The 24,939-nt window shown below is 50.5% G+C and carries 21 protein-coding genes; 10 read left to right on the plus strand and 11 right to left on the minus strand.

What is annotated here, in order from left to right:
* Positions 1 to 42 precede the first annotated feature (42 nt).
* Together JMW05_RS07000 and ompR are read right to left on the minus strand one after the other, a co-directional pair.
* The gene (locus JMW05_RS07000) at positions 43 to 1,164 is read right to left on the minus strand and encodes a CobW family GTP-binding protein (RefSeq protein WP_201504606.1); all 1,122 of its coding nucleotides are present in this window, start codon (positions 1,162 to 1,164) and stop codon (positions 43 to 45) included.
* A 48-nt stretch (positions 1,165 to 1,212) separates the two neighbouring features.
* A complete protein-coding gene (ompR, locus tag JMW05_RS07005; RefSeq protein WP_201504607.1) occupies positions 1,213 to 1,977 on the minus strand; it encodes an osmolarity response regulator transcription factor OmpR in 765 nt (254 codons plus the stop codon).
* A gap of 323 nt (positions 1,978 to 2,300) precedes the next feature.
* Between ompR and JMW05_RS07010 the strand changes: the two genes are divergently transcribed.
* Positions 2,301 to 4,829, plus strand: coding sequence for a Tex family protein (locus tag JMW05_RS07010; RefSeq protein ID WP_201504608.1), 2,529 nt, complete (start codon positions 2,301 to 2,303; stop codon positions 4,827 to 4,829).
* A gap of 110 nt (positions 4,830 to 4,939) precedes the next feature.
* Here the strand turns inward: JMW05_RS07010 and JMW05_RS07015 are convergent, their stop codons facing one another.
* Both JMW05_RS07015 and JMW05_RS07020 read right to left on the minus strand, forming a co-directional pair.
* A complete protein-coding gene (locus JMW05_RS07015; RefSeq protein ID WP_201504609.1) occupies positions 4,940 to 5,578 on the minus strand; it encodes a hypothetical protein in 639 nt (212 codons plus the stop codon).
* Between the two features lie 452 nt (positions 5,579 to 6,030).
* A complete protein-coding gene (locus tag JMW05_RS07020; protein ID WP_201504610.1) occupies positions 6,031 to 7,314 on the minus strand; it encodes a saccharopine dehydrogenase family protein in 1,284 nt (427 codons plus the stop codon).
* Positions 7,315 to 7,729: 415 nt separating this feature from the next.
* On the opposite strand from JMW05_RS07020, the gene JMW05_RS07025 reads away from it, so the two are divergent.
* On the plus strand, positions 7,730 to 7,885 hold the full coding sequence (locus tag JMW05_RS07025; protein WP_199508637.1) for a DUF1328 domain-containing protein: 156 nt from the start codon (positions 7,730 to 7,732) through the stop codon (positions 7,883 to 7,885).
* 134 nt (positions 7,886 to 8,019) lie between these two features.
* On the opposite strand, the gene JMW05_RS07030 is transcribed toward JMW05_RS07025, so the two are convergent.
* Positions 8,020 to 8,328 carry a 4a-hydroxytetrahydrobiopterin dehydratase gene (locus JMW05_RS07030; RefSeq protein ID WP_201504611.1) on the minus strand — a complete coding sequence of 103 codons (309 nt, stop codon included), beginning with the start codon at positions 8,326 to 8,328 and terminating at the stop codon, positions 8,020 to 8,022.
* 327 nt (positions 8,329 to 8,655) lie between these two features.
* Positions 8,656 to 8,973, minus strand: coding sequence for a GNAT family N-acetyltransferase (locus JMW05_RS07035; RefSeq protein WP_201504612.1), 318 nt, complete (start codon positions 8,971 to 8,973; stop codon positions 8,656 to 8,658).
* Positions 8,974 to 9,393: 420 nt separating this feature from the next.
* On the opposite strand from JMW05_RS07035, the gene ettA reads away from it, so the two are divergent.
* Together ettA and JMW05_RS07045 are read left to right on the plus strand one after the other, a co-directional pair.
* Positions 9,394 to 11,058 carry an energy-dependent translational throttle protein EttA gene (gene ettA, locus JMW05_RS07040; RefSeq protein ID WP_201504613.1) on the plus strand — a complete coding sequence of 555 codons (1,665 nt, stop codon included), beginning with the start codon at positions 9,394 to 9,396 and terminating at the stop codon, positions 11,056 to 11,058.
* 209 nt (positions 11,059 to 11,267) lie between these two features.
* Positions 11,268 to 12,611 (plus strand): D-serine ammonia-lyase, encoded by a 1,344-nt coding sequence (locus tag JMW05_RS07045; protein ID WP_201504614.1) that lies wholly within the window; start codon positions 11,268 to 11,270, stop codon positions 12,609 to 12,611.
* Between the two features lie 101 nt (positions 12,612 to 12,712).
* Here JMW05_RS07045 and plsB read toward each other — a convergent pair whose 3' ends face one another.
* Complete coding sequence (gene plsB, locus JMW05_RS07050; protein ID WP_201504615.1) at positions 12,713 to 15,382, minus strand: glycerol-3-phosphate 1-O-acyltransferase PlsB; 2,670 nt, start codon at positions 15,380 to 15,382, stop codon at positions 12,713 to 12,715.
* Positions 15,383 to 15,615: 233 nt separating this feature from the next.
* Here plsB and ybaK point away from each other — a divergent pair, with 233 nt between their 5' ends.
* Together ybaK and JMW05_RS07060 are read left to right on the plus strand one after the other, a co-directional pair.
* Entirely contained in the window at positions 15,616 to 16,089 is a 474-nt protein-coding gene (ybaK, locus tag JMW05_RS07055; RefSeq protein WP_201504616.1) for a Cys-tRNA(Pro) deacylase, read from the plus strand.
* A gap of 129 nt (positions 16,090 to 16,218) precedes the next feature.
* Positions 16,219 to 16,599 (plus strand): tautomerase family protein, encoded by a 381-nt coding sequence (locus tag JMW05_RS07060; protein WP_201504617.1) that lies wholly within the window; start codon positions 16,219 to 16,221, stop codon positions 16,597 to 16,599.
* 164 nt (positions 16,600 to 16,763) lie between these two features.
* Here JMW05_RS07060 and JMW05_RS07065 read toward each other — a convergent pair whose 3' ends face one another.
* Together JMW05_RS07065 and JMW05_RS07070 are read right to left on the minus strand one after the other, a co-directional pair.
* Positions 16,764 to 17,216, minus strand: a complete 453-nt coding sequence (locus JMW05_RS07065) for a hypothetical protein (protein WP_201504618.1) — start codon at positions 17,214 to 17,216, stop codon at positions 16,764 to 16,766.
* Between the two features lie 290 nt (positions 17,217 to 17,506).
* On the minus strand, positions 17,507 to 19,327 hold the full coding sequence (locus tag JMW05_RS07070) for an acyl-CoA dehydrogenase C-terminal domain-containing protein (RefSeq protein ID WP_201504619.1): 1,821 nt from the start codon (positions 19,325 to 19,327) through the stop codon (positions 17,507 to 17,509).
* 352 nt (positions 19,328 to 19,679) lie between these two features.
* On the opposite strand from JMW05_RS07070, the gene JMW05_RS07075 reads away from it, so the two are divergent.
* On the plus strand, positions 19,680 to 20,798 hold the full coding sequence (locus JMW05_RS07075) for an FUSC family protein (RefSeq protein ID WP_201504620.1): 1,119 nt from the start codon (positions 19,680 to 19,682) through the stop codon (positions 20,796 to 20,798).
* Between the two features lie 30 nt (positions 20,799 to 20,828).
* Here the strand turns inward: JMW05_RS07075 and aroE are convergent, their stop codons facing one another.
* Entirely contained in the window at positions 20,829 to 21,653 is an 825-nt protein-coding gene (gene aroE, locus JMW05_RS07080; RefSeq protein WP_201505562.1) for a shikimate dehydrogenase, read from the minus strand.
* Between the two features lie 280 nt (positions 21,654 to 21,933).
* On the opposite strand from aroE, the gene JMW05_RS07085 reads away from it, so the two are divergent.
* From JMW05_RS07085 to JMW05_RS07095, 3 genes are all read left to right on the plus strand, one after another.
* Positions 21,934 to 22,581 carry a hypothetical protein gene (locus tag JMW05_RS07085; protein ID WP_201504621.1) on the plus strand — a complete coding sequence of 216 codons (648 nt, stop codon included), beginning with the start codon at positions 21,934 to 21,936 and terminating at the stop codon, positions 22,579 to 22,581.
* Positions 22,582 to 23,496, plus strand: a complete 915-nt coding sequence (locus JMW05_RS07090; RefSeq protein WP_201504622.1) for an aminotransferase class IV — start codon at positions 22,582 to 22,584, stop codon at positions 23,494 to 23,496. It abuts the gene before it with no gap.
* A gap of 128 nt (positions 23,497 to 23,624) precedes the next feature.
* On the plus strand, positions 23,625 to 24,131 hold the full coding sequence (locus tag JMW05_RS07095; protein WP_201504623.1) for a hypothetical protein: 507 nt from the start codon (positions 23,625 to 23,627) through the stop codon (positions 24,129 to 24,131).
* On the opposite strand, the gene JMW05_RS07100 is transcribed toward JMW05_RS07095, so the two are convergent.
* Positions 24,125 to 24,889, minus strand: coding sequence for a DpnI domain-containing protein (locus JMW05_RS07100; protein ID WP_201504624.1), 765 nt, complete (start codon positions 24,887 to 24,889; stop codon positions 24,125 to 24,127). The genes JMW05_RS07095 and JMW05_RS07100 overlap by 7 nt on opposite strands.
* Between the last annotated feature and the right edge of the window lie 50 nt (positions 24,890 to 24,939).

Below are 24,939 nucleotides of genomic sequence, written 5' to 3' on the forward strand. Positions count from 1 at the left end.
CGTTCAATGTGAATAGCGTAGCATCAGGCGTAAAGCTAAAGTTTAAGATGGACTAGGCAAAACCAAATCCATCAGCGCCGTATCATAAGGCGTCCAGTCGATAGGGGTTTTCCCACGGCTGGGCGCTTTTTTATGCGCGTTATTTTCTTGGTTGGTATCATCTACAGAGACGGACAATATCACCTCAAGGCGGTTGTCCGCTTGCGGCGTGGTAGTGCGCATGGATAAGCTGTCAGGGGTGAAGTTCAGCTGTTGCCAGCCTGTATTGGTACGCACCACGCCTTTTATGCGCTGCCAGTCGGGTAGGGCGAGCAGCCAATCTTGCAACGCATTGCCGTCAAATTGCCAGTCGCTTGGCAAGCGCCAACCTGAAATCAACACGCCCTCTTGCATGTCATGGTAGCGATAGGGCAGTGTCTCGGTGTCTGTACCGTCGGCTGTTGGCGTATTCATCGTCACTTGCTGCGGCGACTGTAAACCAAAGCGCTGTACATGCTGCGTTTGTTGCCCAATCAGATGGCTGGGTGTGTTTAACAGCTCTGACAGTGCCGCTGACGTCTGCTTTTGCTCAGCGTCATCATGACTGTCCCAAATCAGCCGCGCATTGGCATTGAGCGTCTGTATCCAAGCTGCCAGCGCTTCGCGTTCGTCATCATCCAATGCCTCATAGCGATTGACCAGCACCACATCAGCAGCTTTAATGTGGGCGCAGTAGCCGTCATGCTCGCGGTATTTTGGCTGCTGCCACTGTCCCGCGTGCAGTACGGTCATCACCGCGCGCATGGATAGCGTATTTTTCCAGTGCGGCTCGCTCAATTGCTGGGTCAATACTTTGGGGTGCGCCAGTCCCGTCGGCTCAATCAACAAGCGCTCGGGACGATGCTCGGCAAGCAGGCGCATAATGGCAATCTGAAGCGGCAGCTGGCTGGTGCAGCAGATACAGCCGCCGCTGACTTCACGAATGGCAATAGCCTTATCTGCCGCCGCGCCATCGACCAGTGCCCCATCAATACCAATGCGCCCAAACTCATTGATTAGCAGCGCCCAGCGCGCATCAGGCACTTTGGTGGCGAGTAGGCGATTCATCAGTGTGGTTTTACCCGCACCCAAAAACCCTGTCACCAAGGTGCAGGGTATATTGTGAATCGGTAATGATGGTGTCATAACGGCAGACCTAGCGGCATGGATAAGACAGATTAGCCAACCAGCCCCTTATGGCGCTGGTGTTGCAGTCGGCTCGCTATCGGCATCCGACTCGTCAGGGACGAACACATAGCCCACGCCCCATACGGTCTGGATATAGCGCGCTTGTGATGGATTGTCTTCAATCAAGCGGCGCAGGCGCGACACTTGCACATCAATAGAGCGCTCCATTGCACCCCATTCGCGTCCGCGAGCAAGGTTCATCAGCTTATCGCGGGTCAATGGCTCGCGTGGGTGCTGCACGAGTGCTTTTAATACCGAAAACTCACCTGTGGTCAAGGTCACCACGTTGCCTTCGCGTTTGAGCGTGCGCGTGGACAAGTCCAGCGTCCAAGGACCAAACTCAACCACTTCTAGCTGATAGCTTGGCGCGCCTGGCAGCTCACGATTTTGACGGCGCAGTACCGCTTTAATACGTGCCAACAGCTCTTTTGGGTTAAAAGGCTTGGGCAAATAGTCGTCCGCACCCGCCTCAAGACCTGCGATACGGTCAGCATCGCCACCTTTTGCGGTCAGCATAATGATTGGAATGTCGCCATTGTCTTCGCGCAGGCGCTTACAGATGCTGATGCCATCTTCGCCAGGCAGCATCAAATCGAGCACAATCAGAGAAAACAGCTCGCGCTGGATTAATTTGTCCATTTGGCTGGCATCATGCGCGGTACGCACCACAAAGCCATCGTCTTCCAAAAAACGCTGCAACAGTGAGCGCAAACGGGCGTCATCATCAACCACCAAAATACGCTGCGTCATAGTATCGGTATTATCAGTCATGCAAACAGTCCTTTAATAAGCGTTATTATTGTTCAAGGTTATGCATCGGTTTGGTGTAATGGTTATCTTTAAACCAAGCATGGTCAAAACAAATCAACACAAGAATATAACCCCTCACCTTTAGTGTATAAGATTGCATCATTAAATGCATCACCTGCATACACAATTGCTGTATGGGTTTGTTTAAAAGCCCTGTCAAATCAGTCACTACGCGCCGATTTTGTAAAAAAAGCCGTATAAAATCATCAGCGTATAAAAAGGATTTTTATTCATGCAGCTTTTGTTATAATGCCAAACTACATTTTAAAGCGATTGATACGGATATGAGTAGCACTGATACCCAACAGCCTTCAGAAGCCCAAGCCGCAACGCAGGGTTTAGATGCAACCACACACGCGAATATTCATAATAAATTGGCTCGCGCGCTTGGCATTAAGACTGCTCAAGTTGATGCGTTCGTCCAAATGTATGACGAGGGCGCAACCGTGCCTTTTATCGCGCGTTATCGTAAAGAAAAGACCCAAAATCTGGATGACACACAGCTGCGTGCGCTCGAAAAAGCACTGGTCTATGAGCGTGACATGGCCGTACGCCGCGCCAAAATCACTGAATTGCTGCGCGCTCAAGGCAACCTGACCGATGCCCTGCAAGACCGTATCGACAACGCCGAATCGAAACTTGAGCTCGAAGACATCTATCTGCCATACCGCCCGCGCCGCCGCTCATTGGCCGCCAAAGCCCGCGCCGCTGGCTTACAAGTGGTCGCAGATGCGCTGCAAAACCAAGCCATTACGCCAACCGACGCACTTGCCGATTATCAGCTGCCTGCTGAGATTGTCGATGACAGCGGCAATGTGATTGAGGTGGACTTTAGCGACGCGGACAAACAGCTGGCGGGCGCAGAAGCCATCATCATTGATGAGTGGACGCAGTCGCTAGAGCTACTCGATACCTTGCGCACCAGCTTTGCCAAAACGGCAAGCATCGTCTCAAGTGTCGCAAGCGATGAAAAACGTGAAGTCGGCGAGAAGTTCAAAGACTACTTTGAGCACAGCGAAAGCCTTGCCAAACTGCCCAATCATCGTCTGCTCGCCATGCTACGCGGTCGTCAAGAAAACGTCTTGGCGCTCAAAATCGAAGGCGAAGATGCGCCGTTTATCGAGCGTATTACCCAGCATTTTGATATCGACAGCACCACGCCTGATGCGCGCCGCACCTTCTTATTGGACGCCGCCAACCGTTTATGGAAAGAAAAATGGCGTCCGCACATCGAGCACCGTCTATTGACCGAAAAGCGCCTCGTCGCTGAAGCCGATGCCATTGACGTGTTCGCGAGCAACCTTGAGCACCTGCTCATGAGCGCGCCAGCAGGCAGCAAAGTCATCCTTGGCGTCGACCCTGGTATCCGTCACGGCGTAAAAATGGCGCTGATTAACGCGCAAGGTCACGTGATGAGCGACAGTGAAGACAAGCCTGTGGTCGCAACCGTCTATCCGTTCGCCCCTGACAACAAAATGACAGAAGCCAAAGCGGTCATTAAAGACTTGCTGACCACCTATAATGTCGATTTAATCGCCATCGGTAATGGCACTGCCAGCCGCGAAACGGACGCGATGATTAAAGAGATTTTAAGCAGTGACAGCGCCATTCAAGCAACTGCTGTCATCGTCAATGAATCAGGCGCATCGGTCTATTCTGCCAGTGAGCTTGCCAGCGATGAGCTTACGGGACTGGACGTGTCGGTACGTGGCGCGGTCTCTATCGCCCGCCGCTTGCAAGACCCATTATCTGAGCTCGTCAAGGTAGACCCAAAAGCCATCGGCGTTGGACAATATCAGCACGACGTCAACCAAAACCAATTGGCAGACCGTCTTGATAAAGTCACTCAAGACAGCGTGAATGCGGTCGGTGTGGACGTGAATACCGCAAGTCCTGCTATCCTAGCGCACATCGCAGGTCTAAACCGCAATGTGGCACAGCAAATCGTCAACTACCGTCAAGAACATGGCGCGTTTGCCAGCCGTGAAGCGCTCAAAAACGTGCCGCGCTTTGGCGCAAAAACCTTTGAACAGGCGGCAGGCTTTTTACGCGTACGTGACGGCGACAATCCTTTGGATGCCACAGGCGTGCATCCTGAGAGCTACGCCCTCGTTGACAGCATGCTTACGCAGTTGGACAAAACCTTGCCAGACGTGCTTGGCAATCAAGCGGCATTAGATGGCATTGACACCAGTACGATTGAAAACAGTGATGGCAATGTCAGCCTACGCGCCATTGTCTCAGAGCTTGCCAAGCCTGCACACGACCCGCGTCCTGAGTTTAAAACCGCCAGCTTCCGCGATGATGTGAACAGCATCAAAGACTTGCAAGAAGGTATGGTGCTCGAAGGCGTCGTGACCAACGTGACCGCCTTTGGTTGTTTTGTTGATGTTGGCGTACACCAAGATGGCTTGGTACACATCTCGCAGATGGCAAATGACTTCGTCGCTGACCCTATGAACCGTGTCAAACCGGGTGATATCGTCTCAGTACGCGTCATCTCGATTGATGAAGCGCGCGGACGTATTGGCTTTAGCATGAAGCCTGAAGGCGAGGGCAAACCTGCCAAAAAAGATACTGCCAAAACCGAGCGCACGCCGCGCCCACGTCGCAATAACAGTGGTAGTGGCAGTAGTGCCAATAATGACGGCGCACAAAACAAACGCCGCAGCAGCAATGAGCGTGGTAAGCGTAAAGAGCAAGGCGCGTCAAAATCGCCACGCAATAATGCCGCTGAGCAAAAGCCCGCCGCCAACAAAATCGGCACTTTTGGCGCACTGCTACAAGAAGCGGGCGTGACCAAAGGTAAATAATGCGTCAAGCATTTTAAAAAACGCAGACACTAAAAAAGGCAGCTCATGGGCTGCCTTTTTTATTGCTAGAAACAGAGTCAATCCGTATCAAGCACGTTCTTCATCACGCATTAGCGCACTGAAAAGCGGCGCGTTTCGTTGAATTCTACTTCTGCAGGCTGCGTGGCAAGCAGCTCACCGCGCTTGTCTTTTTTCTTTTCTTGTAAAGTAATCGGTACTGGCGTGCTGCGCTGGTCAGCAGGGGTCACGTTGCCTGCTTGCATTTCACCCTCTAATAATGGCTCATTGCTCTCAGTCATCGCTTGTTGACGCGCCATGGCTTGTTGTTGTGCCATCGCTTGATCTTCGGCAGCCATACGCGCTTGCGCCGCGGCTCGATCAGCTACTGCCATTTTTGCACGTGCTTGTGTACTCATTTGCTCTGTACGTGCTTTTTCTGCCATTTGCACTTGGGCAGGCTCAGCCATTTCCATGTCATCGTCCATGGCCATCTCGCTGTCCATTTCCGCATTCATGGTCATATTGGCACTGGCATCGACATCTTCATCAATCTCAACGCGACCAGGCTGGGTGGCTACAAGCTCGCCGTCTTCATCCATCATTTGCTGTTGTAAGGTGTTTTGTGCAGGGGCAGTGCGCATATCTGCGGGCATGATGTCCGCTTGGTTGGCAGGTGCTGCGGTGGCCAGACTTGGGATGGCAATAGCAGCCGTCATCATAATAGATAGGGGTAACTTACGGTTTTTCATACAAAATCCTCCAAATAGACGGTAGGGTAGCTAGGCGATATGCCCACTTATGAGGTTATTAATATAAAAACATAAGGCACACGCATAGCGGGTCAATGTTAACCATCATCAGACTAACAGCACAGACGTGCAGTTTTCAGTAGTGAAAGATTGACCAGCGTCACGGTTTTGTCTGTCTGTGTGCGATTCGCGCAATACTCTGTTATGACTTAGTAAGCAGAGCGAGGGTTAAGAAAAATACCGTTAGTCGGTAAATGCTTCGTTTTATCTTTGACTTTAAAAAAAGTTAAGCTATATCTATGATATCTAAGCTTTTTAGTTTGCCTAAACAATTTGCTAAATAACTTCATTTACTATATACACACCGAATCGCAGACAGAATAACGCACACAATGAAACACAATATCAAGGACTTATGCTTTATGGGCAGTATGTGTTATCTGTATAAATAATTACGCGTCAAGCACATGAAAGCTCAAACCCGCATGCGCCTCTAAACGCTCAATCAACGCCTCACCCATAGCGCTCGCAGGTGTCCAAAACCCACCGCCTACGTCTGATTTGGGTACGTCTAGCAAGCACAGTGCCGATTGCGCCAGCATACGTGCGGTACTGCCATAGCCTGGGTCTTTATCGCCTGTGACTTCGGTCGTCAGTGTCTTACCAGCCGCCGTCTGCCCAAAAAAGCGCAAGGTATAATGCCCTGCTTCTTGTGCATCTTTCGATGGACCGCTGCCTGCTTTGGGCAAGATATGCTTGGATAAAAAGTCACGACTGCGCGCAAAGCTCAGCGCGGTGGTCAGACCGAGCAGTCCTGCGCTCATGCCATAGCTTTGCACTTGACCTTTTATCCCATCTGCCATCCATGTCGCCTCGTCATATAAAAAGTCGCGACCATAGGCATAGTCTTGTAGTTGGTTGCTGCGATGCACCACGCGGGTATTGATGCTCGCCATCACAAATGGCGCAACCCAATGCTCGTGCTCATGGTCATAGCGCGGCTTAGTGACGTTTTGCTGCTTGATGCTTGGCGGGTTGGCATCGTTGTTCAGCAAATACGGATTGCCAAGTTGGCGGCGGCGCTTGGGGTCTTTACTGGCTTCGGCAAATAGTGTGGTCATCGACGCAATCGTTCCGCCTGAGATGCCACCTTTGGCCTCGACCACACGCATCTGGATCTGCTGACAGACCGCGCCGAATGCCTCCTTTGCGCGCGCTTGGGTAAAATATACGCCCAAATCAGAGGGAGTCGAATCAAAACCGCAGCAATGGACGATGCGTGCGCCGCTTTCTTTGGCAGTATCACCGTGCGCATCCATCATGTCTTTAATAAATAATGTCTCACCCGTCAGATCGATATAGTCCGTGCCGTGTTCTGCACACGCCGCGACCAAAGGCGCACCATAACGCAAATAAGGGCCGACGGTTGAGATAATCAGGCGCGTCTGCTTGACCATAGTGGCAAGTGAATCGGTATCGTTGCTATCGGCGATGATGATATCGGTCGCTGTCTGTAATGTCTGCTGCAACTTTTTGAGGTTATCGGCATCACGCCCCGCTAGCGCAATACGCGCCTTGCTATCAGGCTGCGCGGTTAAAAACGCTGACAAATAGCGCGCGGTAATCTGCCCGACAAAACTGGTCGCACCATACAGCACCACATCGTAGCGCGCCTCGTGCGTTTTGTTTTGCGGCTCGGTTTTCTCGCTTGTATGGGCAGTCGTCGATGAGGTCATAACATGCTCTTTTTATTGATTATCGGCATGATGCGGGCGTGTTGCTCAAGTATAGCAGCACTACCACAATCGAAGCAGCTAGGGATATGGCGCAGTCACAAAACTGACCATAACACTGTCAATAGGACTACATAGCTTACACAACGTGGCGTGATTTTTACCAAAAGGAACGTTGTTTTTAAAAAAAGGTTGCTACTCTATAAGCATAAAGCAAAATGAAAAAAACGAACGTTATTAAGCCCTTTGCCGATAGATAATTTGATATATCACGGCGCATGTTTTAAACATCTAAGCTTAATGACCCACACCCTATTAATAAAAGGACGTTTTTAAAACGTCAATAACAACAACGATACCGTCAGCATGATAAAACCATTTACAACCACTGCTGACCACATCATTTAAGGAGAATACTATGTTTCGCTGGGCTATTATCTTCGCCGTTATCGCATTAATCGCAAGTTTGTTAGGATTTGGTGGCGTTGCCGGCTTATCAGCCAACCTTGCTTATATTTTCCTAGCCGTTGCGGTCATCTTGTTCATTGTGGCCTTTGTTAGCCGCAAAATGTAAGTTGTCAAAAGACTTACTTATGACGGTTACCCAAGTACACATCTATCTGAGTCGCCGTCAGTGATAAAAAAAACGTCCTACAGTTAGGACGTTTTTTTTATGGTTTTTATAAAGAAACGCTTACGCGAGCAAAATCAGCCTGCTGTTGTTTCTTTGTTGCGTGAGCTGATGATATATTCCATGCGCTTTGCTAAGCGAATATCGTGGCTGGTGATACCGCCCGTGTCGTGTGTCATCAGGCGCACTTCAACCACGTTATAGATATTGCGCCATTCAGGATGATGCTCTAAGGCTTCGGCATAAAAGGCGGCCTGCGTCATAAAGCTCATAGCTTCGATAAAATCGCCAAAATGATACGTCTTAACGATGCTGTTGCCATCGCGCTGCCAGCCTGCCAAATCTTCTAACTGCAAATCTACTTGTTTGTCCGATAAGCTACTCATAACAGGTTTCCTTTTTTTAATTATCATTGACGATGAACATGACCAAAGGTGACAGAATCAGATATAAAATCAAATGGTGGGGGCGGGTCGTCCTTGTATTGGGGTGCATAGCACTTTGATAAGGATGGTTCATAATGAATGCAATGCATCAATGATGAACCATCAACATGACCAAATCAGGGGCAAAAAGCGATCGATTACCGATAAAAAAACCTACAACTAATCAAAGCGCATGGTGACGATAATGAAAACATCATCAAAGCGCTAGTGATTACCAATAGGTAGGGTCGTTTGCTAAAAAGTACCGAGCAACGATACACGCCGCGCTTATTTGGTCAAATCTTTATACTCAGGGTGTTTTTCAATATATGATGCCACAAATGGGCACTGAGGAACGACTTTTTTATTCTCACTTCGGGCATAGTCGAGCGCATGCGCCACAAGGGCTGAGCCGATACCGCGTCCACCAATCGCGTCAGGCACGATGGTGTGGTCATAAACCAAGCGCTCGCCTTGAATCTGATAGCTGATATAGGCAAGCGTGCCATCGACTTCGGTCTCAAAACGGTGCTTGTTTAGGTTGTGCGTGATATCAAGGACGGTGTTGTCCGCTTGGTCTTGGGTCTGTGATGATGCAGTAGACATAAAAATTCCTATGGGTTATTGATTGTTTATTGTGCGTTATGACGGATGCGGCTTTGATTATCGTTATTTTTGCCGCGCAGTAATCATTATGGAGACAAAGTAGACAAATTTCTAGTTATAATGCGTTGCTTCTGGTAACGATAGTTAGCCCATATGTTGATGCTGAGCAAGTATTCTTACCCAAGATGTGAGGTGTGCACGGTAGCGCCATGCTTTGGTCAAAGCTGCCGCGCCATATAAGTGGACAGGACATTAAAAGGTATGAATCGATTGCTAAAGCGCGCAATATCGCGGCATTGCTTGCAGCGCCCCCGCCACAATGCGATAATGAAGCACAATTTTTTATCCTGATAATCGGCGCAGGCTATAGCTCTTTATGCGTCTGCCTTTTTTTATCTGACATCATTTAGCGGAGTGCTAATGGCACAATATATCTACACGATGAACAACGTGTCAAAACTTGTTCCACCCAAGCGTGAGATTTTAAAAAACATTAACCTATCGTTTTTTCCTGGCGCCAAAATCGGTGTCCTAGGTATCAACGGCGCGGGTAAATCAACCTTGCTACGCATCATGGCGGGCGTCGATACCGAGTATACGGGTGAAGCACGCGCACAAACGGGCACCAAAGTGGGCTATCTGCCACAGGAGCCGCAGCTTGATGAAAGCAAAGATGTGCGCGGTAATGTCGAAGACGGTATGCGTGAAGCGCTAGACGCGCTGGCACGTCTGGACGAAATCTACGCCGAATACGCATTGCCTGATGCCGATTTTGACAAACTTGCTGAAGAGCAGGGCAAAATGGAAGACATCATCCAGTCGTGGGACGCGCACAACCTAAACACCCAGCTTGAAAAAGCGGCTGACGCCCTGCGCCTGCCAGCTTGGGATGCGGATGTCAGCAAACTGTCTGGTGGTGAAAAACGCCGCGTGGCGCTGTGCCGCCTATTGCTATCGCGTCCTGATATGCTGCTCCTTGACGAACCGACCAACCATTTGGACGCCGAATCGGTTGCGTGGCTTGAGCTGTTCTTACAAAACTACAGCGGTACTATCGTTGCCATTACCCACGATCGCTACTTCCTTGACAACGTGGCGGAGTGGATTTTGGAGCTGGACCGCGGGCATGGCTATCCTTACGAGGGCAACTATACCGAGTGGCTAGAGCAAAAGAACAAGCGTCTAGAGCAGCAGCAAAAGCAAGAAGAATCGTTTGCCAAAGCGCTGAAAAAAGAGCTTGAGTGGATTCGTAAAAACCAAAAAGGTCAACAAGCCAAGTCAAAGTCACGTGTCCAGCGTTTTGAAGAGCTGAACTCAAAAGAGTTCCAGCAGCGTAACGAAACGGCGGAAATCTATATTCCACCTGGTCCACGTCTGGGCAACAAGGTTATCGAAGTCAACAACATCTCAAAGTCATTTGATGATCGCTTGCTTTATGAAGACCTCAGCTTTAACGTCCCTGCGGGCGCCATCGTTGGTATCATTGGTCCAAACGGTGCGGGTAAAACCACGCTGTTCAACATGATTACGGGCAAAGACGAGCCGAACACTGGCTCGGTTGACCTTGGTGAGAGCGTCAAAGTCGCTTATGTTGGTCAGGTACGCGACAACCTAGACGACAGCAAAACTGTCTGGGAAGAAGTGTCAGACGGTCTGGACATGATTACCGTCGGTGACTACACCACACCAAGCCGCGCTTATATCGGTCGCTTTAACTTTAAAGGGCAAGACCAGCAAAAACGTGTCGGTCAGCTCTCAGGTGGTGAGCGTAACCGCTTGCAACTGGCAAAAACCCTAAAGCAAGGCGCGAACGTACTGCTGCTCGATGAGCCCTCGAACGACTTGGACGTCGAAACCTTGCGTGCGCTAGAGGACGCGATTCAGGTATTCCCAGGCACCGTGATGGTCGTATCGCATGACCGCTGGTTCCTTGACCGTATCGCCACGCATATTTTGGCGTTTGAAGAAGAAGGTCCAATCTGGTTTGACGGTAACTATTCAGAGTTTGAAACCTACCGCAAAAAGCAGTTGGGCGCGGACGCAGGTCCAAAACGTATGAAGTATAAGAAAATCAGCAAGGCGTAATCGTCTGCTTTGATGCTTAAATAAAAAAGACCGCTTGTGATAAGCGGTCTTTTTTTTATTTATAAGACAATAGCCATGCTTTTTTATAAGCAGGGTTGCTCTATACTCACCCACAGAGCTTCAATCAACCCATACATAATGATGTAAGAACAAAACCAGACATAGAAAGATGGATTTTAAACAATTTTATATTAAAAGGACTTATGACGATGACAGCACCCCAGCAAGACACCATAAAGCAGCTATACGACAGCCACCCGCTATTAAATAGCCTGAGCGCGACCAAAGAAGTGTGCTGGCTCAATCCCAAGTTGCAGCGCTTTACAGACGTGCAAGTGTCACTACCGCTCGGCGCAAGTGATATCGCAGACGCCGCCGAGCGTTTACAGCGCTTTGCGCCTTATATCGCCAAGGTATTCCCCGAAACGGCGGCGAGCAACGGCATTATCGAATCGCCCTTAACCGCCATTCCGCAGATGCAGCAGACGCTGCAAGCGTTTTATGGTCAGACATTATCAGGGCGGTTATTTTTAAAATGCGACAGCCATCTGCCTATCTCTGGCTCAATAAAAGCACGTGGCGGGGTGTATGAAGTGCTCAAATACGCCGAGTCCGTCGCGATGGCAGCAGGGCTATTGACTCTAAAAGATAATTACCAAAAGATAGACAGCCCGCCGTTCAAGGCGCTGTTTGCCAAGCACAGCATCGTCGTTGGCTCAACGGGCAATCTTGGGCTGAGTATCGGCATCATGGGCGCACAGTTGGGCTTTAACGTGACCGTGCATATGTCTGCCGATGCGCGCGCATGGAAAAAAGACTTGCTGCGCAGTAAAGGCGTCCGCGTGGTCGAGCATCAAGATGACTATAGCAAAGCCGTTGAACAGGGGCGTATCGAAGCGCAGCAAACCCCAAATTGCCACTTTGTCGATGATGAAAATTCTCAAGATTTGTTTTTGGGCTATAGCGTTGCCGCCGAGCGCTTAAAGCGGCAGCTGGACGCGCAAGGGATTTGCGTCGATGCGGCGCATCCGTTATTTGTGTATTTACCTTGCGGGGTCGGTGGTGGACCAGGCGGCGTGGTCTTTGGTTTAAAGCAAAGCTTTGGCGATCATGTGCATTGTTTTTTTGCTGAGCCAACGCATTCGCCGTGCATGCTTATTGGCATGTACACAGGGCTGCACGATGGCGTGAGCGTGCAAGATTTTGGCATTGATAACAAAACCTGCGCCGACGGTCTGGCGGTCGGTCGCGCCTCTGCCTTTGTCGGTCGGGTGATGGAACCTTTATTAAGCGGCATTTATACGATGGATGATGAGCACTTATACCGCCTGCTTGCGCTGATGCGTGACAGCGAAGATATTGAACTTGAGCCTTCGGCATTGGCGGGCGTGGCAGGTATGGCTCAGGTTAAGGCAGCAAAAGACTATCTGGCGCAGCATAAACTTACGGACAACATGACTCAAGCGGTGCATATCGTATGGGCGACAGGTGGCAATATGGTGCCCAGCGCGGCGCGTCTTGAGTATTATGAAAAAGGAAAAGCGCTGTTGTAGAGCAAGTCTTTATCGACATCATTTTTAATGCTTCGATGCTATAAAAAAGACCGCTTATTAAAGCGGTCTTTTTTGGCTAAAAATACAGTCTTAAAAAAGGCTTAACGCTTACGCCCGAATTTGCGCTGTTTTTTATTGCTAATCTCGGTGATGGCGTGCGCGATGTCATCTTCATCAAGCGACGCCACTTGCTGCAAAATCTGCATCATATCAGGGTTCAGTACATATTTGGCATGATGCGCGATGTCATCGATACGCTGGTCAAAATGCAGCACGCCCGTCTCGCTATCAGGGGTGAGGTAATCCAGACGAATCAGCGCATTGATAAAGCTGATGAATAAGGCGCGGTCAAAGAAGTCAGGAATGTCATCAGCATAGAGTACCGACAGGCGCTGTCCGAGCAGATGACACAAATCGACCGCTTCTTCAGCCGTCAGATTGCCCGAGCCTTGCTGCGCAAGCAGTGCCAAGGTCAAGAAATAACGCTCAAGACTTTGCTCAACAGGGGCGGCCAAGACTTCGAGCTTTTGATAGCTGCTGGTGTTCGCCTCAGGCGCGCCCAACACGTCATCTCCCAAATCAACAATCAGACCGTGCGCGATAAGGTTGTCAATTTTTTGATTGAGTACCGCCATCAAGCCATGCGCGGGGTAATGCAAAAATAGCTCGCTTTGTAAAAACGGATACAGCTGGGTGACGATGTTGTCCAAGCGGCTGCGCTTAATGCGCCCATTGCGCGCGACCAATGCGGCGATAAACGACAGTAGAATAAAGACGTGCAAGATGTTGTTGCGGAAGTAGCTCAGCAGTGGCGCTTGCTTGCCCGCCACTTGAATGATGTCGCCCAAAATGTGCGGCGTGCGCTCAATGAGTTTGAGCTTAATACCATATTCAATAATCGCCTGCGGCGTCATGTCGGTGACGGTGGTGTCATCGGCATAGGGAATTTGACGCGCAATGTCTTGGTATAACGAGATTTGGTCGCGGCAGACCTCCTCATCCAGTGCCGATTTGGGCGAGGACAGCAGCACCAATGACAACAAGGACACAGGATTGATGACCGCTGCCTTATTGATGTTTTGCATGATTTTGATGCCGATATTGTCAATCATGGTCATCATGTTGGCATCGAACGGAGAGTCGGTGCGCCCTGCAGGTAGACTGCCCGCCTTAACATCGTACTTTTTCATAAAGTCTTCGATATGCAGCGGCGTACCAAAGCTCAGATGCACATGCCCAAAGATACGCTCAATCTTGCGGCTGACCTTGAGCAGCCCCATCAGTGATTCAGACTCTTTGGGCTTGCCTTTGAGCTCACCGATATAGGTGCCGCCTTCCATGATGCGCTCGTAGCCGATGTATGTGGGGATAAATACCACGGGCTTGTTCATCTGGCGCAGCTGGCTGTGTACGGTCATCGACAGCAGTCCCATTTTTGGCGGTAGCAGGCGTCCTGAGCGCGAACGCCCGCCTTCAATAAAGTATTCAATCGGGGTGCTGCGGGTGATGAGCGTGTGCATATACTCACGCAGCACCGCACTGTACAGATGGTTGCCACGGAAGCTGCGACGAATAAAGAACGCCACCGCGCCGCGCAAAAATGGTCCTAAGACAGGCACGTTTAAGTTATCACCTGCGGCAATGTATGGGATGCTCAGCCCTTGCTTATAAATCGCGTAAGAGAGCAGCAAATAGTCCACATGACTGCGGTGCGAGGGCACATAGATGATTTCGTGGTCGGTCGCCAGCTCGCGCACGCGCTCAAAATGATGCACATCAACGCCGTCATACAGCTGCGTCCACAGCCACGTCAAAAAGCGCTCACAGGCGCGAATCACAGGGTAGGAGTAGTCATTGACCATCTCATTGGCGTAGCCTTTGGCAACTGCACGCGCCTCGGTGACGGTGATGCCTTCACGCTCTGCTTCGGCCTGAATGGCGTGGGCAATGGCAGGCGAGTGAATCAACTTTTCGACCAGATTGCGGCGGTCGGACAAATCAGGACCAATCATGCTCGCGCGCTGCTTGTCCAAATAGGTATTGAGCTGGAGCTGCAAGGAGCTGACCAAAGCAATATTGCTGTCTGCCACAGGCACAAGGGCGTGACTGCTGTCTTTGACGATGCTGGCAGCGGCGCTATCTTCGCCGCCAATCAGATGCTCATTGACCAGCTCGCGCAAATCGCGCGGCGTATGAAACTGTACAAAGGTATCGCGTCCCATCACGCCGATGTTAAACAGCTGCTTTAAGATGCTGGGGTCTTGCCAGTTGTCACTCATCAAGAGCTTAAAGAGCGAGTCCTCTTTTTCTGGCGCACGTCCCCATAGAATAGATACAGGCACCAGCTGAATAGTCAGCTCAGGATTTTGTAATACTGCACTGACCAAGCGCGAAAGGCGCGGTGAGAGCTGACGGTCTCTTGCTTTGGGATGATGCAAAAATATCATCGCCGCATTTTCATCAATCTGATGCACCGCATCCTTGACAGGCTGCAAGGCAGGCGGCAAATGATGCTCTTGGGTCTGTAAATCAATCAATAAGCTGTTGGAGCGCGAATACTCTTGTAGCACATAAAAGGTCAAGACCTCATCACGGTTATCGAATGTCGGTAGTTCGCCCATATGCTGGACTTTGACCGCCACATCCAGCGCTTGTCCTGACAGCTTACGGTACAGCCGATTGATGGGAGGGGTGGCAGCCGTTTTGGATGTCGCAAGAGACTTTCGCGTCGACTTATTAAACAGGCTTTTTTTAAGAAACGTCGGTATCATAATCAAGCGTCAAATGTGTATTCAATAAAGGTGCGCTTATAATGCCATAAAAGCCATCAAAGCGATATATGATGTCCGTATCCGCACAAGCGTTCGGCAAGACAGGGGTCGGACTGGCTATTTTTTGCAAAAATGGGTATGGTAAATGAGCCTGTCGCCCATGCCGCCTACAGCCATCATAGGGACGCGCGCCCACCATCTATAAGGATGCGCATAAGAATAAGGATGTTGTTATGACCCCCGCCATCGTACTGGCCAAACGCCAAAAGCTGAGCCATCAGATTCATGAGTATACGCACGATGCGGCCGCGCCCTCATATGGGCTAGAAGCCGCCGAAAAGCTGGGCGTAGCGGCAGCATGCGTGTTCAAAACCCTCGTCGTTGAGACTGACAAACAGACCTTGGCGGTCGCCATACTGCCCGTCAATACCACCTTAAATCTCAAAAAAATGGCAAAAGCGCTGGGCGTTAAAAAGCTGCACATGGCCGACCCCAAACAGGTCGAGCGCGTGACGGGCTATGTGCTGGGCGGTGTCAGTCCGCTGGGGCAAAAAAAGCGCCTGCCGACCGTGATTGATAGCAGCGCTGCGGGGCAAGAGCGCATCTATGTCAGCGCAGGCAAGCGCGGCTTAGAGATTGAGTTGTCAGCAACTGACTTGGCGCGCGTACTAGATGCGCCATTCGCCGACATTACGGATACCGATTAAACGTATAGCGCATATGCTAATGAACACAATCAAGCGCAATAAAAAGTACAACCTGAACGTTATAACTGCAATACACACCCATACGCCGCGCGCGTAAACCTTGAACCTAAAAATAAATAAGGATATCCCATGCCACATCTGATTGTACAAGCCACGCCCAATGTCTACATTCCGCACGAAGAGTCGCTATTAAAGACCCTCAATACCGTACTCTGGGACAGCGGTGAGGTGCAGCAAAAAAGCGACATCAAAGCACGCATGCTGCCCATTACTACCTTTTTGGTCGGCACGGACGATGATGAGCAGCGTTTTGGCTATGTGTATATTGAGCTAAAACTGATGACAGGACGCAGTGAAGCAACCAAAAACGCCCTTGCCGAACAGCTTCTTATAGCGACTGAAGAAAAGCTGGCAAAGGCGCAATCGGGGCGCGTACAGATACAAGTCTGCGTAGAAGTGACTGAAATTAGCCAAAATTACCATAAAAAATTCATTACCCATATTGAGTAGCGGCTAGATACACGGCTATCTATACCGCGCACTAATGCAATTAAGCATAAGTACTGTAGTAATGAAATAGGGCATAAAACCAATCGAAACTGAGCTTAAGATAAACAGCGATTAAAAACATAAAACTCTATACTCTCAATGCAGATTCTTAGTGATGTTGAGGCTTAAGCGCCGCAAATGTCTTGGCTTGCGTATTTTGGCAAAATAACCACCTCGGCATCATAGCCTGCGGTTAAGCCTTGCGTCGCCATATTGTTGCGGGCGATACGCAGCTTATAAGTGCCAGTGGTGGGCAAGCAGCCTTGATAGACGATGCCGCCTTTATTGCCGTCATAACTGCCATCTGGCATGTGCAGCACACCGACGTTGGCAGTTTCTTTGGTGCCTGCTAAGGGCGCGATGTTAATCACCACGTATTGACCCGCAGCGGCACCAAACTGGTACCAGTCTCCCGTCTCTTTGGGTGCAAGTTTGCCCGTCACGTGTTGGCTGATGTGCCCTTTGGCAAAGTGAATAGTGTCCGCTGCTTGCGCGCTCGTTGCTGCTGCGCCCATACTAAGCACCAGCGCACTACTGACGCCAAGCGCCACCGCGCTGCGTTTTAATTGCGAAAACATAAGACGCTCCTTTGTTTATTTACCAAATCTTGATTGATGCAGCTTTTTATATTCAGCTTTTTTACTTATTAAGCTTTTCACTGGTTGAGCTTTTCTACTTATCACATTCAGTGTATGCCCCTGCCTTGTTACTGTCAGTACGCGAATGACAGCGCTTTGTGCCCAAGCTGTTGGTTTTGGTTAACAAAAACTGTCTGGTTTTGCCGCTGTCGTAATAAAGCCAGTGCAATAAAAAAGCGCCTGATAACAAGGCGCTTTTTTTTACATTGTAGCGATTGTCTTTGCCTAAATCAGTCTAAAAAGGCAAAGCTGTCAATATCCATCGCCGTCATGCTCTCGCTTGGCGCGACCATGCTTTCGGCATGACCTGAGGTGCGTGGCAAGATTTTGTCAAAATAAAACTCCGCCGTTTGCGTCTTCGCGGTATAAAACTCAGGCGATTCAGTGCCGCCGTTTTCGAGCTTGTCATACGCGACTGCCGCCATACGCGCCCAGTGATAGCCCATCATCACGTAGCCTGAGTACATCAAAAAGTCATCAGACGCCGCTGAGATAATCTCACGGTCTTTGCGCGCCATCAACATCAGACGCACAGTCAGCGTGTTCCATTCCGCACACAGTTTGGTGAGCGCCCATACAAATTTGCGCATGTCTTTATCAAGGGCATATTCGCCGCACCATTTCATGATGCTCGAGGTATAGTCGCGGATGATTTTACCGCGAGATTGCAAGATGACCTTGCGCCCGAGCAAATCGAGTGCCTGTACGCCTGTCGTGCCTTCATACAAGGTAGCGATACGTGCATCACGGGCAATCAGCTCCATGCCCCATTCTTTAATGTAGCCATGTCCGCCATAAATTTGCTGACCGTGTTTTGCCGCCTCGATACCAAGCTCGGTCAAAAAACCCTTGATAATCGGGGTATAAAAGCCCAGCTTGTCGTCCCATTTTTCAAACTCAGCGTCGTCACCACGGGTGATGCCTTGCGCCATTTTATCCGCGTAGCGAGCCGCATGATAAATCATCGAGCGCCCGCCTTCGGCAAAGGCTTTTTGTGTCAAGAGCATACGGCGTACATCGGCATGATGGATAATGGCATCAGCGGCTTTGTCAGGGTCTTTGGTGCCTGATAGGGCGCGCATAGAGCGGCGCTCTTTGGCGTAGGGCAGGGCATTTTGAAAAGACAGCTCGGTGTGTGCAAGACCTTCGATACCCGTGCCGATACGCGCGGTATTCATAAAGGTAAACATGGCTTTTAGACCCTTGTTTGGCTCACCAATCAGATACGCGGTGGCGGCGTCAAAGTTCAGCACACACGTTGCAGATGAGCTGATGCCCATTTTATGCTCGATAGAGCCGCAGGTGACGCCGTTACGCTCACCAATTTCGCCTTGAGCATCGGGCAAAAACTTCGGTACAATAAACAATGAAATACCGCGCGTGCCTTCGGGCGCATCGGGCAGACGCGCTAGGACGATATGCACGATGTTTTCGGTCAAGTCATGCTCGCCACTTGAGATAAAGATTTTGGTACCGCTTAATTGGTACGAGCCATCGTCTTGCGGGACGGCTTTGGATTTGACTTGTCCTAAGTCAGTACCACACTGCGGCTCGGTCAGACACATGGTGCCCGCCCACGTACCCTCAATCAATTTGGGCAAATAGGTGTTTTTTTGTGTTTCATCCCCATATTGCATCAAGGTGTTGATACACCCTGTAGATAACCCTGGATACATCGACCAAGGCCAGTTGGCGGTGCCTATCATTTCTGCTTTGATAAGATTCAAGGACATGGGCAGGTTCATACCGCCGTACTCTTCGGGATAAGAGATGCCATGCCAGCCGCCTTCGATAAACTGATCGTATGCTTCTTTGAACCCTTCAGGCGTGGTCACTTCGCCATTGTCAAAATGACAGCCTTCTGCATCGGCTTTTTTATACAACGGGGCTAGGACATTTTCAGAAAAATCTGCCATGCCTTGTAAAATCATGTCGACCGTCTCAGGATCGGCATTGCTGCCATTGTCTAGGTCTTTGTAGTGGGTTTGGAAATCAAACACATCATTAATCAAGAATTTCATATCGCGCAGTGGCGCTTTATAAGTCAGCATAATGGCTCTCTTTTCGTGGTTATTGTTGATGATTGTTATGTCAAGATAAGCGGTGTGACAAGGTTTTTCTACAGGCTTATCGCGCCTATTAAACGCCGATGACTGTCCTTGCCCAATTTTAGGGTAACCGACTCTTTGGATGATTTCAGTATAGTTTTTACGCCGAAACAAATATATAACATATAACCATTATTCATGATTATCGTATAAAGGTATGTCAATAAGTTTTCTTATCGCTGTGTACTGTTTTTTATAAGTCAGCAAATGCTGATAAACAGATGACGCGTGTCTGCTGCCGATTGCGCTGCACCGTCCATCAATGCGCCCTTTGCGCTTTGTTTATAGGATACAGATGACTAGGGATATGCCGACCACAGGAGAGACCATGCTCACTATCAAACAGATGCTCCACGCTGAGCTGACACATCTCACCGAAGTACGCCAAAGCAAGCGCCCGTGGCACATGCCATTGATTGCGGCATTGACCATCAGTTTTCCAGTATTCGTAGGGGTCTATTTTGGCGCGCTGTCTTCGGGCATTAAGGCGTCCCTTGGTGCGATGATTATTTTGAATCTGCCATTGATTGGTCACTTGGGTCATCGCTTGGTGACAGTGATGGCGTGGGGCTTTGCCATGGTGCTGTGTTTTGCGTTGGGGCTGATTGCGCAGCAGCTGCCGATACTGCGTCTGCCGCTGATCATGCTGATGACGTTTGGGGTGTGTATGTTTGGGCGTTATTATCGCCAGCCGCCGCCCGCAGGGCTGTTTGTGTTGATGTCGGGGGCGATTGCGCTGTTTATTCCGCTGCCCTTAGCGCAGGTGATGCCAGCGACAGGCTTGGTGATGCTTGGCAGTGGCTTTGCCTTATTGATGGCGTTTTTGTATTCGCTGTATCTGTTATTGACGCGCCCTGTTGCCCCTGTGCCCGCGTATGCTTATGAGCCTGATACCATCATTGAGAGTGTGATGATTACAGGTTTTGTCGGGCTGGCGTTGGCTATTGCGTTGGTGCTGGAGCTGTCCTATCCGTATTGGGTGGCGGTCAGCTGCTTTATTATTATCCAAGGCATTCATCTGCGTACCATCTGGGTCAAGCAGCTGCATCGGATATTGGGGACACTGCTTGGTACGGGCGTGGCTGCTATGATGCTGGCATGGCAGCTGCCTGTGTGGGGCGTGGCGGTGGCTATTTTGGTGATGATGTTTTGTATTGAGTCATTGGTCGATCGCCATTATGGTCTGGCGGTGATTGCGATTACGCCACTGACTATTTTTATTGCAGAGTATGGCAGTGGTCTGCCCATCAGTGCGCAGGGCTATCAAACGGTGATACACGTGCGTCTGGTCGATACGGCGCTCGGCTGCTTGGTGGCACTGGGCGGCGGAATGCTGATGCACGCCTTGGCGATTCGCCCGCCACTGCGCCGCATTGAAAACTGGCTGTTGGCACAGTTTCGCCGCGGCAATTAACAGTGAAGTAAAGCTAAGATAAGGCGCAGGTTAGGTCAACTGCGCACGCGCTGCCGTCACATCGATATCAGCGCCCGTCCATAATGCAAAGCTGAGCGCCGCCTGCCCAATCAGCATGCCATAGCCGTCCGAGGTCTTTGCGCCGCTGTCTGCAAAATGCGTCAAAAACGGCAGCTCGCGCCCGTACATCATGTCGTAGGCATGCGCGCATGTTAGATGTTCAGACAACGGCAAACGCTCGCCTGACAGCCCAATAGAGGTGGCATTGATAATGATGTCAAAGTGACCCGTCAAGGCATCAGTGGCACAAGTATCGATGGGGCAATGCGCCACCGTAGCGCTTTGTTCGCCGAGCGCTTTGACCAAGGTTTCGGCTTTAGAGACCGTGCGATTGGCAAGGGTTAGGCTTTTAATGCCCGCTTGTATGAGCGGTAGTATCGTACCGCGTGCCGCGCCGCCTGCACCGATGATGGCGACCGTTTTATCCTTCAGTATCCAGCCTTGGTGCTGCATGTCATTGACCAGACCTTGACCGTCGGTATTGTCGCCATACAGTTTGCCATCGCGCTGAGCCAGCGTGTTGACCGCGCCCGCCACCCTCGCATGGTCAGACAATGCGCCGTCTTCTAAGCAGTACTCATACGCGATTTGTTTAAAGGGTACAGTCACATTGGCACCGATGCCGCCGCCATTAAAAAAAGCATCGACTACAGCGCGAAAACTCTCAGCATCATCAGGGCAATACTGACGCGCGTAGCGGATAGCCAGTCCTGCTTGCTGCGCGAAGGCGTGGTGAATACTGGGGGACTTGCTGTGGGCAATCGGATTGCCAATCACAATAAAATGCTGGGTCATATCAAAGCTCGCGTTGTCGTCGATAGGCGTGTCGTAGAGGTCATGGCGCACGTGAGGCGGCTGCCGCCACTTATCAAAAAGTAGACTCATCATAAAAGATAATGCAGGCTTTAACAAATTTGCATCTGATACGATGACCACCTGTAACCTAAGCACTGGTCAAGCCTAGAGCAGTTGGGTACACTGTAGCTTATGGCATTCCCCCAGCAGATACCGCCTTGTATTGGTGCGTCTGCGGCAATATTTATAGAACCAACCCAATAGTGTGAGTATATCCATCATGCCAAAGCATACCCTACAGACGTTGTTTCTTAGCCTGACACTTGCAGCGGGCGTTTCTTTGACGGCGTGTAATGATTCTGCGCCCGATGCGGTCGATGAGCAGGTCACCGAGACCACAGAGACGCCAGCGGAGCAACAAGAGACCACAAGCGCACCCGAGGCGGACATGGATGGGGCGACAGCGATTGAGGGCACACCCATACAGTACGATGTCAGCGCATGGCAAGCGCAAGAAGTCACCCCCATCGCCGCCAGTGATTTGGACGCCATCAAATCGGCCTTTGGTAAAGTCACCAGCACCGATGAAAACAGTCTGGATTACGCGAGCAATCCTGCGACCAAATACCGCTTTATGGCCGCCGATGCGCCTTACTTGGACATCGTTGATTCAGAGCGTTATCTGGAGCTGGGCTGGTATTACGCCAACCCAACCGACAACGACAAAGAAAAAGCCATCAGTCAAGACCATGCCAAACACGCCTACACCCTAGCGCGTCAGCTGATGGGTGATGAAGGCGGGCAACTGGTCGCCGATATGCTAAACGGACAAATCATCAAAAATAAAACCATCGGTGAGCAGCAAGTCGAGCTGGCAAAATGTGAGTTTTATAGCTGTATGCTGATATTTAACAAAGCCACTAGCTAAATGGACATCCAGCGCCGCCGCCTTGATGCCCACTGGCATGCCCTATATCCGTCGTCCGCGCCCATAGAGGCTCATGAGCACTTTGCCATGGACAATCGCGGACTGGCGTATGGGGACGGGTTTTTTACCACCATGGCGGTGCAGGCAGGCTTGATAGGCTGGGCAGATTATCACCGTCAGCGCGTGCAGCAGCATGCCGCCGCACTAAGCTTACAGGTAGCTACCGATGCGCTGTGGCAAGCAATCAAGGCACAGGCTGAGCAGATGGGTGAGGGCATGCTCAAGCTCATCATCACCCGCGCGCCGCAGCACGCACGCGGCTATGGCGTCACCCCTGACGCACAGGGCGGCGCGTGGCAGGCATGGCTAAAGAGTATGCCGCATACCCTCGCGCATGAGGGCTATCAGCATCTGCCAAACGGACAGCGGGTACTCAAGCAAGCGCCCTGTGCCGCGGTATGTCTACGCGCTCAGCTGGCGTGTCTGCCAGCGCCTCTCGCTGGATTAAAAAGCCTCAACTGTCTGGACAATGTGCTTGCCTGCGCAGAGCTTGAGCGAATCAAGGCGACCGATAGTCGTATCGGCGAAGCGCTGGTCAGTGATGTCAGCGGACAATGGGTTGAGGGCAGCGCGAGCAATGTCTTTTATCAGTTGCAGCATCACGACGCCGAGCAAGCTGAGCAGTGGTACACGCCGCCCTTGACACAATCGGGTGTGGCGGGGGTGATGCGCCAAGTCATCATCGATGGCTATGCAAAAAGCGCACAACCCATCAGTATGCGCGCCCTACATGATGACGACCTACCGAACCTACGCGCTCTGTTTTTTTGCAATGCGGTAAAAGGCATCATTCCGATCAGTGCGCTGCATTTGCGGGGTGGGGATGTGCTGGGTTTGGCATCTGCGGCTTTATAAACCTTATATTGCTCGTCAGTCCCACCGATAGTGTTACCGCGTGATCGAAACTGATCGCTTTTTGTGATCTTCTATTGTGCCTGCTCATCATCTGATCAAAGATCTCCTTTTTTAACAAGGAGACTTCTATGCGTTCTACTTACGAAGACACCAGAATCCCGTTACAGCTGCGCCGTTTAATGGTATTTACAGAGATTTGCCAGCGTGCAAAAGCCAAACCCGACGAGATGGTGCATTTGTCTTCCTATACCCAGCTGTCACTGGGCGCAGTGTACATCAGCGCATTCAATGCCTTTATTGCTTATGGGGGTGTGTTTGAATACGCGCATACCCGCGATGAAGTGGAAGCGCAAGGCATTCAAGTCATACCCAATGATGAAGTGATTATGTGCGCCCTAACAACGACCATGACGGCGTTTACCAAACCTGCCCGCCATCCATTACAGCTGCTTTGGTACTGGAATCATTACGTCAAAAACCGTTTGCATGAATACGTCGATTCGCACGAGACGCATTTTTTTAAAATCAATGACGAAATTGACTGTGAATATGCGCCGCACCGCTACCATGAACGGCTGATTGCCACCGTCCATTTGCCGCTATGGGATGATGCGGTTTATCGCCGCGCTTATTGAATTTTTCGATACTGTCCCCGCCCGACAAACTCAATAAACCCTTTATCGCGCAGTATTTGCAGCTGTTGGCGGATTTTGGCGTGGATGTGCTGATTGTTCGGGTGTTTTTGGCGCAAAGTATCGCTAAAGGCGTACAGGTGCGTGAGTGAAAAGCGCGCTGGCAGCTGGTCAATACAGCGCCAGACATCGAGCGTCCAGCCACGCGCGGACAAGGACTGCGACTGTAAAAACGTGGTCTGTGCCAGCTGTGCGGTGACCGATTGCCGTGCGATCACTTGCTTATCTTTGACCAAAAATACCTTGCCCGACTCAGGCACATGGCGCAAATCAATATTGCAGCCGACCCAGCCTGCGCGCTTTGCTGTCGCGGATAGCGGCTTTCTTTTGATAATGATTTCAGGCGTAAAAAAATGCTTAGGAATGAGCAAAAAATTATTCACAAGGTAATCTTTGGCATAAGTTAAAAAGAAAAAGCTTGGATTGTCCGCGCTATTGATGCGCGCTATCATCGTCTCGTACGCACCATCGTTGATGACGTGACCGAGTCGGGCTTGTTTGCTTTTTAGCTCATATTGCGCCGCACACTGCGGGCAGTAAAAATCTGCAACGGGCTGGTTGTTGGCAAAATCATTTAAGCTATCGTGACCGCAATACGGGCAGTAGCCATTTTCCCGCACCCACGCTTCACTGAGCACGCGAATGATTTGCGGCTTGGCGCGATAGCGGGCAGCAAGTGCAGTATTAAACATCAAATTCATAGTCGTATGCCCAAGCAATCATCAAAATCTTCGTCCTTATGCGTCAGCAC

The sequence above is a fragment of the Psychrobacter aestuarii genome, assembly GCF_904846035.1.
Taxonomy (GTDB): domain Bacteria; phylum Pseudomonadota; class Gammaproteobacteria; order Pseudomonadales; family Moraxellaceae; genus Psychrobacter; species Psychrobacter aestuarii.